The 14,977-nt window shown below is 52.3% G+C and carries 10 protein-coding genes; 8 read left to right on the plus strand and 2 right to left on the minus strand.

Annotation, left to right across the window (positions count from 1 at the left end; translation table 11 throughout):
• The first annotated feature begins 30 nt into the window (after positions 1 to 30).
• Positions 31 to 684, plus strand: a complete 654-nt coding sequence (gene rpe, locus A3841_RS02865) for a ribulose-phosphate 3-epimerase (protein ID WP_073850813.1) — start codon at positions 31 to 33, stop codon at positions 682 to 684.
• A gap of 15 nt (positions 685 to 699) precedes the next feature.
• The gene (locus A3841_RS02870) at positions 700 to 3,132 is read left to right on the plus strand and encodes a TonB-dependent receptor (RefSeq protein ID WP_083610170.1); all 2,433 of its coding nucleotides are present in this window, start codon (positions 700 to 702) and stop codon (positions 3,130 to 3,132) included.
• 94 nt (positions 3,133 to 3,226) lie between these two features.
• On the opposite strand, the gene A3841_RS02875 is transcribed toward A3841_RS02870, so the two are convergent.
• Positions 3,227 to 4,099, minus strand: a complete 873-nt coding sequence (locus A3841_RS02875) for a DUF2911 domain-containing protein (protein ID WP_073850814.1) — start codon at positions 4,097 to 4,099, stop codon at positions 3,227 to 3,229.
• Positions 4,100 to 4,155: 56 nt separating this feature from the next.
• On the opposite strand from A3841_RS02875, the gene A3841_RS02880 reads away from it, so the two are divergent.
• The 6 genes from A3841_RS02880 to hisB all read left to right on the plus strand — a co-directional run bounded on the left by A3841_RS02880 (position 4,156) and on the right by hisB (position 14,269).
• On the plus strand, positions 4,156 to 4,521 hold the full coding sequence (locus A3841_RS02880) for a hypothetical protein (protein ID WP_073850815.1): 366 nt from the start codon (positions 4,156 to 4,158) through the stop codon (positions 4,519 to 4,521).
• Between the two features lie 173 nt (positions 4,522 to 4,694).
• The gene (locus A3841_RS02885; RefSeq protein WP_394332882.1) at positions 4,695 to 9,119 is read left to right on the plus strand and encodes an HYR domain-containing protein; all 4,425 of its coding nucleotides are present in this window, start codon (positions 4,695 to 4,697) and stop codon (positions 9,117 to 9,119) included.
• A 765-nt stretch (positions 9,120 to 9,884) separates the two neighbouring features.
• The gene (hisG, locus tag A3841_RS02890) at positions 9,885 to 10,736 is read left to right on the plus strand and encodes an ATP phosphoribosyltransferase (RefSeq protein WP_073850817.1); all 852 of its coding nucleotides are present in this window, start codon (positions 9,885 to 9,887) and stop codon (positions 10,734 to 10,736) included.
• A gap of 4 nt (positions 10,737 to 10,740) precedes the next feature.
• Positions 10,741 to 12,030: a histidinol dehydrogenase gene (hisD, locus tag A3841_RS02895; RefSeq protein WP_073850818.1), complete on the plus strand. Its 1,290-nt coding sequence runs from the start codon at positions 10,741 to 10,743 to the stop codon at positions 12,028 to 12,030.
• Positions 12,023 to 13,069: a histidinol-phosphate transaminase gene (hisC, locus tag A3841_RS02900; protein ID WP_073850819.1), complete on the plus strand. Its 1,047-nt coding sequence runs from the start codon at positions 12,023 to 12,025 to the stop codon at positions 13,067 to 13,069. The genes hisD and hisC overlap by 8 nt, the downstream gene beginning before the upstream one ends.
• Before the next feature lie 96 nt (positions 13,070 to 13,165).
• Positions 13,166 to 14,269 (plus strand): bifunctional histidinol-phosphatase/imidazoleglycerol-phosphate dehydratase HisB, encoded by a 1,104-nt coding sequence (gene hisB, locus A3841_RS02905; protein WP_073850820.1) that lies wholly within the window; start codon positions 13,166 to 13,168, stop codon positions 14,267 to 14,269.
• Between the two features lie 95 nt (positions 14,270 to 14,364).
• Here hisB and A3841_RS02910 read toward each other — a convergent pair whose 3' ends face one another.
• On the minus strand, positions 14,365 to 14,775 hold the full coding sequence (locus tag A3841_RS02910; protein ID WP_073850821.1) for a hypothetical protein: 411 nt from the start codon (positions 14,773 to 14,775) through the stop codon (positions 14,365 to 14,367).
• Between the last annotated feature and the right edge of the window lie 202 nt (positions 14,776 to 14,977).

Here is a 14,977-nt window from a genome sequence, read left to right on the forward strand (position 1 = left end):
TGTCTTATAATTAAATTTACCTTTGCAGGTATGAGACCAATCATTGCCCCATCTGTATTAGCCTCTGATTTTGCCAATCTGCAGTCGGAGGTGGAGATGCTCAACAACAGCCAGGCCGACTGGCTGCACATCGACATCATGGACGGCCGTTTTGTGCCGAACATTTCCTTTGGTTTTCCGGTGTTAGAGGCTATCGGGCACCACGCCCAGAAGCCGCTGGACGTGCACCTGATGATCGTGGAGCCGGAGCTGTACATTGAGCGTTTCAGGGAGGCAGGCGCCGATACCATTTCGGTGCACCTGGAGGCCTGCCGCCACCTGCACCGCACGGTGCAGCAGATAAAGGCAACCGGAGCCAAGGCGGGTATCGCCCTAAACCCGCATACTTCGGTGCAGTTGCTGGAGGATGTGGTGGCGGACGCGGACCTGATATGCCTGATGTCGGTGAACCCGGGCTTCGGCGGGCAGAAGTTTATCGAGAACACCTACCGCAAGATCGAGGCGATGAAGAACCTGATCATCCAGCGTAACTCGCAGGCGCTGATCGAGATTGATGGGGGCGTGAACCTGGACAACGCGCCGCTGCTCCTGGAGAAAGGGGCCGACGTGCTGGTGGCGGGCAGCTTTGTGTTCTCTTCCGCAGATCCCATGCAGACGATCGTTGACCTGAAATCATCCAAATAAAATCCTGCGCCCCTGATGCTGAGATACCTATCGGTGTGGTTCCTGATGCTAATGCCCCTCGGTGTTGCTGCACAGCAGGCGAAATTAACTGGCAAGGTGCTGAACCGGCAGCAGGAGCCGCTGGAACTGGCTACGGTGGCGGTAAAAGGCACTTCAGTAGGCACGCGAACCAATGCGGCCGGCGAGTTTATACTTGCTGTTCCGGCGCAGAGCGAGGTGGTGCTCCTGGTGCGCTACCTGGGCTACAAAGAGCAGGAGCAGACGCTGCAGCTGCTGCCTGGCGAGACAAAAACGCTGCAATTTATACTTGAGCCGGACCCCCAAAAGCTGCAGACGGTGGATGTACGCGGCAAGCAGGATGACGCGCGGGAGCAGGTAAGCGTCACCACGCTGGACCCACGCGATGCCAGTAACCTGCCTTCTGCCTTCGGGGATTTCAACAAGGTGCTGGTGACGCTTCCCGGCGTATCGAGCAATAACGAGCTTTCCAGCACGTACTCTGTGCGCGGCGGCAACTACGACGAGAACCTGGTCTACGTCAACAACATCGAGATTTACCGGCCTTTCCTGATATCCTCGGCACAGCAGGAGGGGCTTTCTTTTGTCAATCCAGATCTGGTGGGAGACATCCAGTTCTCCTCGGGAGGCTGGCAGCCCAAGTATGGCGATAAGCTTTCATCAGTACTGAATATAAAGTATAAACAACCCACCGAATTCGCCGCCTCTGTGAGTGGCGGGCTCACGGGTGGCACATTGCACCTGGAGTCAGCCTCGAAGAGCAAGAAGATATCCTACCTGTTTGGCGCGCGCCACAAAAACGGCCAGTACATTTTGCGCGGTTTGCAGACCGATGGCAAGTATAACCCCATCTTCACCGATGCACAGGCCTATGTGCATGTCGACCTGACAAAAGACTCGCTTGACCGCGGCCGCACCACGCTGGGTATACTTGCCAGCTACGCCAATAACGATTTCAGGGTAGAGCCGGAATCTCAGGTGACGACTTTTGGAACAAGCAACACGCCGCTTCGCCTCTTCATTGGGTTTGATGGGCAGGAGCGGATGGAATATGCCACTTACCAGGCAGGTCTCAATCTTACCCATCGGTTCAGCGCGTTTTATACGTCGGAGTTTATACTTTCGGGCGTGCACTCCAGGGAGCGGGAGTTCCGGGATGTGGAGGCCGGCTACCGCCTGTGCGATGTGGACACTAACGGTGACGGCATCGGCGACTGCCAGCAGGAGCGGGGCGTTGGCAGTACCTTCAGCCACGCGCGCAATGCCCTGCTGGCGCGTATGTTGGCCGCGGAACTGCGCAACACCTGGCGCATCAGCCAGCGCAGCAACCTGCAGTTCGGGGCAAAGGTCGGGTCCGAGAATATTGAGGACCAGCTGCAGGAGTATGGCTTTTCCGATTCCGCCGACTACGTAACGCAGGATTTCTACCTCAGCTCCCAGCTCAACCTGAACACCTTGCGCTACAGCGGCTACCTGCAGCATACTTTCGAGCTGGATTCCCTTAAGACAATTACCTACGGCCTGCGCGCCACGTACTGGGACTACAATGGGGAACTGAACATTTCGCCGCGCGTTCAGTATTCGTTCATCACGCGCCATAACCCGAACCTTTCCTTCAAGACGGCCCTCGGTTTATACTTTCAGCCTCCATTCTACCGCGAGCTCCGCGATTTTAACGGCGTGCTGAACCCGGAACTGAAGGCACAGCGGGCCATACACGCCATTTTGGGCAGCGATTACCTGTTCCAGGCCTGGGGGCGCGACTTCAAGTTAACTGCCGAGGCCTATTATAAATGGATGACCAACGTGGTGCCCTACGACCTGGACAACGTGCGCCTACGCTATTACGCCAAAAACAATGCAAAAGCCTACGCCGCCGGTTTCGATGTGCGCGTGAACGGGGAATTTATACCTGGGGCAGAGTCGTGGCTGAGCCTGGGCCTGTTATCAACCAAGGAGAATGTGGAAGGCGACTCTGTATCGGTTTTCAATGCGCAGGGCGAGCGGATAAATATGGAGGAGCAGGGCTTTATACGTCGACCAACGGACCAACTGCTGAACGTGGGCGTCTTCTTCCAGGACCACCTGCCCGATAACCCGACGGTGCGCATGTACCTGAACCTGGTGTATGGCAGCGGCCTGCCATTCGGTCCGCCGCGCCAGCCTGAGTACCGCAATGCATTCGAGGGTCGCTCCTACAAACGCATCGATATTGGTTTCTCGAAGGTAATTGTGGTGGAGAGCGATGTGGTGAAGCGCCGGAAACTGGGACTGGAGAGCCTGTGGGTGGGCCTGGAAGTGCTAAACCTGATAGATGCCAGGAACTGGGTGTCCTACAACTATGTGCGCGACGTGAACAGTGTGACCTACGCCGTACCGAACTACCTGACGGGCAGGCGGCTGAATGTGAGGTTCGTGGCCAAGTTCTGACACCCGTCCTACTTTTGGCAAAGTATATCGATGACTATAAAATAAGGGAAGCCGGTTCACAGCTTCCCTTATACTTTCACGCAAGTTTATACTTTTAGCGGCGCTTCTTCCACTCGCTGTAGGCCGTTTCTATCTGGCTGGCATACGTTTTATAGCTCTCCGGCTCCGAGGTGCCCAGCTCCATCGCCTTTGCCGACAGCGAGGCGGCCATCTGATACTCTTTATTATAAGCGTAAAGCTTAGCCTTGATCCAATTGTTGTAGAAGTTCTCCTTAATGGCGATAGACTTGTTGATCCACTGCAGGGCTTTTTCATGGTGCTCCTTGCGCGGCAGCATGTATTCGGCACACTGCGCCCAGGTATACCAATCGTCGCTGGCGGCGTTGGCCAGCGCGTAGTTAATGTTCTCCAGCGCCTTCTTCTCTATATCCGTCTCGATGCTCAGCGATATTTTAGTGTTTTCCCATGCCAGGTTCAGATTAGCTTTGTTGGTGCTGATGTCGGAGAAGGAGAACTGCATTGTCTCCACAAACTCGCTTGTCTGGGAGGGCTTTACCTCCAGGTAGGCGACGTCATCCAGCTCATTATATCCCTCCAAACCCCAAAGGGTGGTATCCTTGTTGAGTACTACCTGCCACAGGGAGTCACTCTGCGGGAAAATGAAGAAAGAGTAAGTCCCGGCGGGCACCCGCTCGTTGTTTAAAAATAACTCATCCTGAAATGTAACCAGTGTGGCCTCGTTTGCACCCGCGCGCCACATTTGCCCATAGGGCACCAGATCACCGAAAACCTTACGCCCCCTAACACTTGGTGCATGGTAGTTTACGGTCACGTCAGTCAGGCCTATGGTCTGGCGCAGCAAGGCTGGCGGGCTGGCCTGTGGCAGTCGTACCTGCGCCAGAGTGCTGCTTGCCTCCAGCAGAAGCAGGATAGATAGTATAAAAAGACTTAGTAGGCTTCTTCTCATGGTAGTCAGGTTATTATAAGGAGCTTCTCCGAGCTGATCTTTATACCGAAAAAACTATGCCAATGCTACAAATGCATCTTCAGAAACAGCGTGCAAAGCTAAGAAAATTAAGTATAGTTCATTATTTATTTCAGGCTATGCAGATGGCAACGCAACAGGTCAGGATTTCAGACAATTTCGCATTGAGCAACTCATTGACTCCCAGTGAGTTAATCACTAAAAATATGTATATAAAAAATAAATATTATTTTAATACAACATATCTAATCAATTTCTGTATAAGTTTACGTCTAATTATACTTTCCGACTTAACTTTTAAACTATTTGATGCTGGCAGCGGCAGCTTGCAAGCAGTAATAACCTGGATGGGCATTGAGCAATGTCCTTTTCAAGTAACTATGCTTCCTGGTGAAGGACATTAGCACCTATTGTTCCTCCCTTTCACGGGAATATTCATTTTTAACCCTTAACCTATATGAATGTAACACTTTTACTAAAACAGATGGCTAAATGGCGTATGCTATACATGATAGCTATTTTAGCCGCATTCTCCTTTGTAGGCGCTAAAGCCTTTGATAACTATGCGCCTACCGTCATGTCTGATAAGGACGACTACGTTCCAGGGGAAGTAGCCATCATAACAGGGTATGGTTGGACGCAGGACAGCTTAGTGGATGTGCACCTCGAGGAAACCCCAGCACACGACCATCATCATGGGTATCATGACACCAGAGTAAATCCTGATGGCTCCTGGAGTATTGAGTATCCGATTGAGGATCGGCATTTGGGGGTTGCTTTCAAAGTAATCGTAGATGGCAAACAGACAGGTTATCAGGCCTTTACATATTTTACGGATGCTCCGACATTGACCTCTATTTCTCCATCTACAGGCCCAACAACTGGGGGCACAGCAGTAACACTTACAGGAACAGGTTATATTGCCTCGGCTTCTTCTATTACTGTTAAATTTGGTAATGTAGCCGTTCCAGGAACACGTGTTAACAACACTACAGTTAGTGCTATTGCACCTACTCAATCAGCAGGAACGGTAGACATTTCGATAACTGTTGTTGCACCAGGTGGGAATAATTCTGGTACTGCTACATTAGAAGATGCTTTTACATATGTAGCTCCTTGTACAACACCTGTTACACCTGAAGTAACGGTTGTAAATAATTGCGATGGCACTTCAACCTTATCTACAACAGCTGCCGGCTCACTTTTGTGGAGTACAGGCGATACGGCCTCTTCCATTACAGTATCAGCTGCTGGAACTTACACCGTAACGACAACCGTAACAGGTGGCTGTACAAGCGCGGCTGGCTCAGGCACTGCAGCTCCTAAGTCTGCTCCAGTTGCTCCGGTAGTTATAGTAATTGACAATTGCGACGGCACTTCGACACTTTCTACTGATGCTGCAGGCACGCTAGCTTGGAGCACCGGCGAAAGCACGTCTTCTATCACAGTATCCACTGCTGGCACTTACACTATAACAACAACGGTGAACGGCTGTACAAGCGCGGCTGGTTCAGGCACTGCAGCTCCTAAAACAGCTCCAGCCACACCTACAGTAAGTGTTGAGTCTGGCACCACAGTGTGCCCGGGTAATACTGTAATCCTAACATCTTCCTCTGCTAATGGAAATCAATGGTATAAAGATAATGTAGCGATCAGTGGGGCAACAAATCAGTCCTTTACAGCAAGTGAGAGTGGTTCCTATACTGTTATGGAGACTTCAAATGGATGTTCTTCTGCTGCATCTGAGGCAGTTATAGTAACGGTAGAGGACAAGACAGCTCCGGACGTACCAACTTTGGCTGACGCAACTGGCGAGTGCTCGGTAAGCGTAGCAGCGCCAACCACAACTGACAATTGCACTGGCACCATTACCGGCACCACTTCTGATCCAACCACCTATACTGAACAGGGTACTTATACCATTACCTGGAGCTTCAGCGATGGCAATGGCAATACGTCTACGGCCACCCAGCGCGTGATCGTAAGAGATGTGACAGCTCCGATACTGACAGCTGCTGCAGCTCAGGAGGTAGAGCTGGGCGCCGCGTGTTCCGTAACTATACCAGATGTAACAGGCACAGCCACCGATAACTGTAGAAGCGTAACTATCACACAAAGCCCTATGGCAGGTAGCGTTGTTACGGCTACCGATGGTCAGCAGATCCAGGTTACTGTTACTGCCACTGATGCCGCCGGTAACACTGATGTGGAGGAAGTGGTGCTGACGGCACAGGACAGTACCGCACCGTTAGCACCTGCTACCATAGCTGCAGCCACTGGTGAATGCGCTGTAACTGTTACTGAAATTCCTACCGTTGAAGATAATTGTGGCGGCACTATTACCGGCACTACGGATGATCCGCTGACTTATTCGCAGCAGGGTAAGTATGAAATTACCTGGTCCTTCAACGACGGAAACGGTAACGTCTCAACTGCTGTTCAAGAGGTGATTGTAGCGGACGTAACGGCGCCAGTACAGCCAACCTTGGCTGACGCAACCGGCGAATGTTCTGTAACCGTAGCAGCCCCAACTACTACTGATAACTGTGCGGGCACCGTCACTGGCACGACTGTAGACCCTACAACCTACGAAGAGCAGGGAACCTATACGATCACCTGGACCTTTGATGATGGTAATGACAACATTACTACAGCTACACAGCGGGTAATTGTGGATGACGAGACAGCGCCCGTAATCGCAGTTGCTGAGCCTGTAACTGCCCCGGCAGATCCCGGCCAATGTGGGGCTACACTCTCCATTACTGCCCCGGGAGTTACAGACAACTGCGAAGCAGGACCTGCCACCGGAACACGTCATGACGGTGCGGCTTTAGACGCGCCATATCCGGTAGGTACCACTACGATTACCTGGAATGCTACAGATCCCAATGGCAACCAAGCCGCTGCCGTGACACAAACAGTAACTGTTTCCGATACGCAGGCGCCCACTATAACGGCTCAGGCTGATGTTGAAGTAGCAGCAGACGCTTCCTGTCAGGCAGCCAATGTGGAGCTTGGCACACCAACTACAGCAGACAACTGCTCAGTGGCTTCCGTGACCAACAATGCCCCTGCAACATTCCCGCTGGGAGAGACAGAAGTAATATGGACGGTGAGGGACGCAGCAGGCTTGACGGCTACTGCTATGCAGCTAGTAAAAGTAGTGGACGAATCTGCCCCTATACTTACTGCAGCAGCTGATCAGGAGGTGGCTTTGGGAGCAGCGTGTACTATCATCATACCTGATGTAAGAGGCACCGCCACCGATAATTGTTCTGCTGCGACTATAACCCAATCTCCCGCCGCAGGTACAGCCGTAGCAGCAACCGACGGTGAGACCATCACCGTTCTGGTAACGGCTACCGATGCAGCCGGCAATACGGCCACTCATGAAGTGGTGCTGACAGCTCAGGACGAGACGGCTCCTGTTGTTACTGCGGCAGCCAACCAGGCAGCTGGCACAGACAATGGAACCTGTACGGCTACCATGGCTATACCTGATGCTGCTTTCAGTGACAACTGCGCTGGTAGCCAGCTAAACTGGGAGATGTCTGGTGCAACAACAGGCAATGGCCAGGGGCAGGTAGGAACTTATACTTTCAACAAAGGCGTGACCACCATTACATATACTGCCACGGACGCAGCAGGTAATACAGCTACGGACCAATTGCTGGTAACTGTAACAGACGATGATGCGCCAGTGCTTACTGTTCCGGCTAACATGGTAGTTCAAACACAGCCCGATAAGTGTGGCGCTGCAGTGAATTACGAAGTAACAGCTTCTGACAACTGCTCTTCTCTTAGCCCGGAAATGACTGCGGGCTTTGCCTCAGGTGCTACCTTCCCTGTGGGAACGACCACTGTTACTTACAAAGCCACTGATGAGGCTGGAAACACGTCTATCCAAAGCTTCACGGTAACGGTTGAGAACGAGGCACCATCGAACTTAGTGGTAACCGGCCCGGTTTCTCCTATTCAACTTGGCTCTGAGGTAACCTTAACGGCAACTTTTGACGATGAGAACATTGCAACAGCCGCCTGGGATTGGGGCAATGGAAGTACAACTACGCAGGCCATTAGCGGTTCCCCAATTTCAGCTACGTACAAGTATCCGCAACCTGGTGTATACTCTGTCATGCTGACAGTTACAGATTATTGTGGCGAGCGTATTTCTACTCCCTATAATTATGTTGTAGTCTATGATCCTAACGGTGGCTTTGTTACCGGGGGAGGATGGATTGATTCTCCTGTAGGTGCAATGAAAGATGAAAAGTATGGTGTGACAGGAAGAGCCAATTTCGGATTCAATGCGAAGTATAAGAATGGCAAGAACAGTACTACGGAGGTAGAGGGCCACACTAACTTCCAGTTCACGGCCGGAGACCTTCACTTCTCAAGCTTCGAGCACGAAGACATGTCTTTGGTGATAGCTGGTAAGAAAGCCACCTACACCGGCTACGGAACTGTTAATGGCTCCGGAATACATAGGTTCAGGGTCATTGCGATCGACGGTAGCGCCAATGGTGACAACGGGCCCGATGAATTCAGGATTAAGATCTGGGGTAATGGCTCTAACAGCGATGCCGATGTTATCTATGATAACCAACGTGGTATTGCAGAGAGCTCAGATCTGGCTACGGCTCTCGGTGGTGGCTCGATAGTCATCCACAAGGAGAAAACTATGGCTACAGTCTCGACTACCAAGAAACTCGTAGCCGATGCGGCTGTACTGCCAGTGAAACCTGGCCGCTTCCTGAACTACCCGAACCCGTACACCGACAGAATCACCATCGCCTTCTCCTTCGAGCAGGAGGAGCGTTTTGCGCTGGAAGTATACGATGTGCGTGGAGCCATTGTAAAGAAGGTGCAGGCCGGTGTTGCCGAGGCAGGTAAGCTTTATGAGGTCGAGTTCTCTGGAGGGAATCTGCCGGAAGGCGTATACTTTGCTCGCCTGGTAAGCTCATCAGGCGTGAAGACGATTAAGATGGTGCTGAAGAAGTAAGTCTGCACATACAGTTTTTTATGAGGCAATAGCCGGTAGCAACCACGTTACCGGCTATTGCTTTTTCGGGTTTGGGTACTTTGGGCATGACGGATGGCGGAGCAGGTGCCTGGAGGGTAAAAATTCTTTAAAAAAATTTAACCAGATTCCAGACCCTGTAGTATTGCTTTAACCAACTTCTTATGTGGCTGTATATGATACTTCTAAGCAGTATGCATGCAGCTATACATCAACAATACATTAGATTTGCGCTATTTTCGTTCACTAAAAAACGGCAACATTTTATTTTAGCGGGGGTATAGTAACCAAAATACCATGTGTTACTGTGGCTTGGTATCATTTCTAAACCATAGTATAGCGACTTACTAATTATGATTGTTTGCAGATTTATTTTACAGAAGCTGATCAGGCTTATAGCAGAGTAAGCAGGTTATCAGTTTAATGGCTACTGAGTTTTATACTTGTAGCATGGCTTTCACCCTTAATTCAGATTTTAGGTTCTCCTTTATTTTTATTTGAGCACAAAACACCTTTACTTTGTGCCAGGTACATGAGCATCGTCTATTCCTATAGCGCCCCTCTTATTAGCCGGACAACGCCTGTTGCCCCGGCTGCGCATGTACATTTCCATCACATCCACCATTCCTCGTAAGAGGAACCCTATAACCATATTGCCCCCGACGGGCTTTGCCCCGTATTATACTTTGCCCCAGGCAGGGTATATAAGCTTGTTTTCCATATTATACTTTCACGATACCTTACAGAATGCTACGAATAGCCATCCAGAAATCGGGGAGGCTGAGCGAAGAGTCGCTTAACCTGATCCGCGAGTGCGGCATTTCTTTTGTCAATAGCTCCCTCAAACTCAAGACAGAGTGCACAAACTTTCCGCTCGAGATCCTCTTTCTCCGCGACGATGACATACCCGGTTACGTGGCCGACGGCGTGGCCGATATCGGCATTGTGGGCCAGAACGTGCTGGTGGAGGAAGGCAAAGAGGAGCTGACGGTGGAGAAACTGGGCTTCTCGAAATGCCGCCTGTCGCTGGCTGTGCCCAAGAGCGACGAGTATACTTCCATCCACGACCTCAACGGCAAGAACATTGCCACCTCATACCCTAACCTGCTAAAGGCCTTTCTGGATGCTCAGGGTGTGCAGGCCCAAATCCATACCATCAGCGGCTCCGTGGAGATAGCACCAAGTATAGGATTGGCCGAGGCCATCTGCGACATCGTGAGCTCGGGCAGTACGCTGATCAGCAACGGGCTGAAGGAGGTAGAGCGCGTGTTCAAGTCGGAGGCCGTGCTAATCGCAAGCCCGGAGTTGAGCCCGGAGAAGCGCGGGGTGCTGGAGAAACTGCTGTTCCGCATCCAGGCCGTGCAGCGGGCGCGCAAGGCCAAATACATATTATTAAACTCCCCGGACGATAAGATTGAGGAGATCAGCCGGCTGTTGCCAAGTATAAAAGCGCCGACGGTGCTGCCGCTGGCCGAGGAAGGCTGGAGCTCGCTACATTCGGTGGTGAACGAGGATGACTTCTGGGAGATCATCGAGAAAATAAAGGCCGCCGGGGCGCAGGGCATTCTGGTGGTTCCAATCGAAAAAATGATTATCTAAGCATATGCGCAAGATCATAAACCCGGCACCCGACACGTGGGCAGCGCTGGTAAAGCGCCCGACCAAGAACCTGACGGAGCTGGAGCCGGGCATTCTGGAAACGCTCCGGCTGGTGGAGGAGCAGGGCGACGCGGCCTTGCTGCAGCTGGCCCAGAAGTATGATGGGGTACAACTCCAAAGTCTGCTGGCTACCGGTGTGGAAATCGAGGCGGCCGAGGCTAAAGTGTCGCAGGAGTTGAAAGAGGCCATATTGCAGGCTTACAGCAATATACAGCTTTTTCATACGCAGCAGGCCGAGCCGGTAAGGCAGGTAGAAACCATGAGTGGGGTGAGCTGCTGGCGCAAGAGCGTGGCCATTGAGAAAGTAGGGTTATACATTCCCGGAGGCACGGCACCTCTGTTTTCCACCTTGCTGATGCTGGGCGTACCGGCCCGAATTGCAGGCTGCCGGGAAGTCATACTTTGCACGCCGCCTGCCAAAGACGGCAGCATCCACCCGGCCATACTTTACACCGCCTCCTTACTGGGCATCACCCACATCGTGAAAGCCGGTGGCGCGCAAGCCATTGCCGCCATGGCCTTTGGCACGGAGAGTGTGCCGGCAGTGTATAAAATCTTTGGTCCAGGGAATCAGTATGTCACCGTGGCCAAGCAGCTTGTAAGTAAGACTGGCGTGGCGATCGACCTGCCTGCCGGGCCTTCGGAGGTGCTGGTGATGGCTGATGAAAGTGCCAACCCGGCTTTCGTGGCTGCCGATCTGCTCTCGCAGGCTGAGCATGGGGCCGACTCGCAGGTAGTGCTGCTAACCACTTCGGAAGAGGTGCTGCAGCAGGTGGAGCAGGAGCTGGAGGCGCAGCTAAGCGTGCTGCCGCGCAGGGAGTTTGCCGCCCAGGCGCTGAAAAACAGTCTGGGCATTATTCTTGGCAGCCGACAGGAGATGCTGGAATTCTCGAACCTCTACGCACCGGAACACCTTATACTTTCTATTTCTGATTTCGAAGTGCTGCTGGATGGCATTACCAATGCGGGCTCTGTCTTCCTGGGCCACTACAGCCCGGAGTCTGCCGGCGACTACGCTTCCGGCACCAATCATACCTTGCCCACCAATGGCAACGCCCGTGCCTACAGCGGCGTGTCGCTCGACAGCTTTGTGAAGAAAATCACCTTCCAGTACATTACCCGCGAGGGGCTGCAAAACATCGGCAAGACCATCGAAACCATGGCTGAGGCCGAAGGGCTGGAGGCCCACAAAAATGCCGTAAGTATACGCCTTAAAGAACTAAACCGTGTTTAACCTGAACGATATCATTCGCCCGAACGTGCTGAAGATGAAGGCCTACTCATCGGCCCGCGACGAATTTAAAGGCAGCGCCAGCGTGTTTCTGGATGCCAACGAAAATAGCCTCGGCAGCCTGGCCGGCGACAAGTATAACCGCTACCCTGATCCGCATCAACGAAAACTGAAGGCCCGCATCGCGGAGATCAAAAGTGTGCAGCCGGAGCAGATTTTCCTGGGCAACGGCTCGGACGAGGCCATCGACCTGCTGTTCCGGATGGTGTGCCGCCCTGGCCAGGACAGCATGCTGCACCTGCCGCCCACCTATGGCATGTATGAGGTATCGGCCAACCTGAACGAGGTGGCCCTGCAGGCGGTGCAACTGACGGAGGATTTCCAGATTCCGGTGGAGGAGGTGCTCATCAACCTAAAACCTACCACGAAGATCATCTTCATTTGCTCGCCCAACAACCCAACGGGCAATTTAATTGAGCCTGAAAGTATAAGTGAGCTGCTGCGCGCCTTTAAGGGTTTGGTGGTCGTGGATGAGGCTTACATTGATTTTGCCGATGCCCGCAGCTGGACTTCCCGCCTGCAGGAGTTTCCCAACCTGGTGGTGCTGCAGACTTTCTCCAAGGCCTGGGGAATGGCCGGTCTACGGCTGGGCTTGGCTTTCGCCTCTCCGGAAATCATCGCTGTTTTGGATAAAATAAAGCCACCTTACAACATCAACGAAGCCACGCAGGAGCTGGCGCTTCAGGCGCTGGAGCGGGAGGAGGCGCTGAAAGACATGATCGAGGAGATCGTGCAGGAGCGCGAACTACTGCTGGAAGCGCTGCCGGATATGCCTTCCGTAGAGCATGTGTACCCATCTGATGCCAACTTTATACTTGTTAAAGTAACAGATCCAAACGGCATGTATAAATACCTGCTGGATAAAGGGATTGTGGTACGCAACCGTTCCTCCTTACCGGGCTGCGAAGGCTGCCTGCGCATCTCCGTTGGCACCCTGGAGGAGAACCAGCAGCTGCTACAAGCGATAGCAGAATATAACTAAATGCGTAGCACGTATCTCGTATCACATAGCAAGACTCAAGTAAAGTTGATTTCCCTAAGTCGTGATACCTGATACGTGCTACATGATACGTAAAAGATGAAAAAAGCACTTTTTATAGACCGCGACGGTACCATACTGGTAGAGCCGCCAACTGATTTCCAGGTAGACTCTTTTGAGAAGTTTGCCTTCCTACCCAAGTCCATCACCAACCTGGCCCGCATTTACCGGGAAATGGACTATGAGTTCGTGATGGTGACGAACCAGGATGGATTGGGCACCGACTCCTACCCAGAGCATACCTTCTGGCCCTACCAGAACAAGATGCTGGAGATACTGGAGAGCGAAGGCATCACGTTTGCCGAGATTCTGATAGACAGGAGCTTTGAGCACGAGGGGCTGGAGACACGCAAGCCGGGCATCGGCATGATGCAGAATTACCTTGCCGGAGAGTATGACCTGGCCAGCAGCTACGTGATCGGTGACAGGCAGACGGACGTGAAACTGGCGCAGAACCTGGGGGCAAAAGCCATTTTTATCGGGGATTCAACAGCAGCTGGCGCAGCCCTCAGCACTACCGACTGGGATGACATTTATACTTTCCTGAAGCAGCAGCGCACCGGCCGGACAGCCAACGTTTGCCGTAGCACCTCCGAAACCGATGTGCAGGTAGACCTGAACCTGGACGGATCGGGCAAAATGAACATCAGTACCGGCCTCGGCTTTTTCGACCACATGCTGGAGCAGGTAGCCCGGCACGCCAGGATCGACCTAAGTATAAAAGTAAAAGGCGATCTGCACATCGATGAGCACCATACCATAGAGGACACTGGTCTGGCCCTGGGCGAGGCTTTTGCGCAGGCATTAGGGGATAAGCGCGGCATCAGCCGCTACGGCTTTTTTATACTTCCGATGGATGAAACGCTGGCGCAGGTCGCCATCGACTTCAGCGGTCGCCCCTGGGCGGTTTGGAAGGGTGAGTTCAAGCGCGAAAAAGTAGGGGATATGCCCACCGAAATGTTCTTCCACTTCTTCAAATCCTTTTCAGACGCGGCCAGGGCTAATCTGAATATCAAAGTGGAGGGCGAGAACGAGCACCATAAGATAGAGGCGATCTTTAAAGGCTTTGCGCGTGCCATACGTATGGCCGTGGAGCGGAACCTGCACGATACCTCCATCCCTAGCACGAAGGGCGTACTTTAAAAATGCCTGAAACGAAGAGAGGCGCCAACATAACTGTAGCGCCTCTCTTTGTTTATACTTTCCGGGTTTTATACTTTGTTTATACTTTCAGCAGGTTAAGCATGCGATCTCAGCCAGTCCTTGGCCGGGGCGATGTCATCAAAAACCTTGATGTAGTCCGGGAATTCCGCAAGTTTTATACTTTTATCGACTGAGAGTCTGCTGAAAACGCTTGGTGAGTATACCCAGGCGAAAACCTGCAGCCCGTTCTCGCGCATCCTCGGGAACCAGTCTGAAGCCACCCATCCGGCTGCCGTAGACCACTGCCCCTCCACGTGCGTGTTATCGTTCAGAATCCGGAAGCAGGCCTTTTCCTTCATCAGTACCAGCAGTTTCTCGCATCCTGCTACCACCGACTCATAGTTCTGGTAACCACGCCAGTTGGCGTAGATCCACTCTTCTACCGGGTTAAATTCTATGGCAATGGAAGCATCTCTGTACAACAGTTCAGTGCGCGTTCTTCTCATAAGGATTTATAAGCGTTTTGGCGGAAGGGCTACAAAGGAAGCACCATAAAGGGAAGAATTCAAATTAAACCTGCTTTTCCTTTTCTTCTGCCACACCTACAGTATAAGGCGGCAGCAATTCTCCGGTATCCGGCCCCACCAGGTATAGATAACAGGAATCAATTGTGAATGTTGCAGAAAATCAATAGCTTAGTCTTTACCC

This window comes from Pontibacter flavimaris, from assembly GCF_001907195.1.
GTDB classification, from domain to species: Bacteria; Bacteroidota; Bacteroidia; order Cytophagales; family Hymenobacteraceae; genus Pontibacter; species Pontibacter flavimaris.

What these genes read in the sequence shown, in the direction of transcription:
- rpe (WP_073850813.1), top strand. Translation starts at nt 31, where the DNA reads ATGAGACCAATCATTGCCCCATCTGTATTAGCCTCTGATTTTGCCAAT.
- A3841_RS02870 (WP_083610170.1), top strand. Translation starts at nt 700, where the DNA reads ATGCTGAGATACCTATCGGTGTGGTTCCTGATGCTAATGCCCCTCGGT.
- A3841_RS02875 (WP_073850814.1), bottom strand. Translation starts at nt 4,099, where the DNA reads ATGAGAAGAAGCCTACTAAGTCTTTTTATACTATCTATCCTGCTTCTG.
- A3841_RS02880 (WP_073850815.1), top strand. Translation starts at nt 4,156, where the DNA reads ATGCCAATGCTACAAATGCATCTTCAGAAACAGCGTGCAAAGCTAAGA.
- A3841_RS02885 (WP_394332882.1), top strand. Translation starts at nt 4,695, where the DNA reads ATGTCTGATAAGGACGACTACGTTCCAGGGGAAGTAGCCATCATAACA.
- hisG (WP_073850817.1), top strand. Translation starts at nt 9,885, where the DNA reads ATGCTACGAATAGCCATCCAGAAATCGGGGAGGCTGAGCGAAGAGTCG.
- hisD (WP_073850818.1), top strand. Translation starts at nt 10,741, where the DNA reads ATGCGCAAGATCATAAACCCGGCACCCGACACGTGGGCAGCGCTGGTA.
- hisB (WP_073850820.1), top strand. Translation starts at nt 13,166, where the DNA reads ATGAAAAAAGCACTTTTTATAGACCGCGACGGTACCATACTGGTAGAG.
- A3841_RS02910 (WP_073850821.1), bottom strand. Translation starts at nt 14,775, where the DNA reads ATGAGAAGAACGCGCACTGAACTGTTGTACAGAGATGCTTCCATTGCC.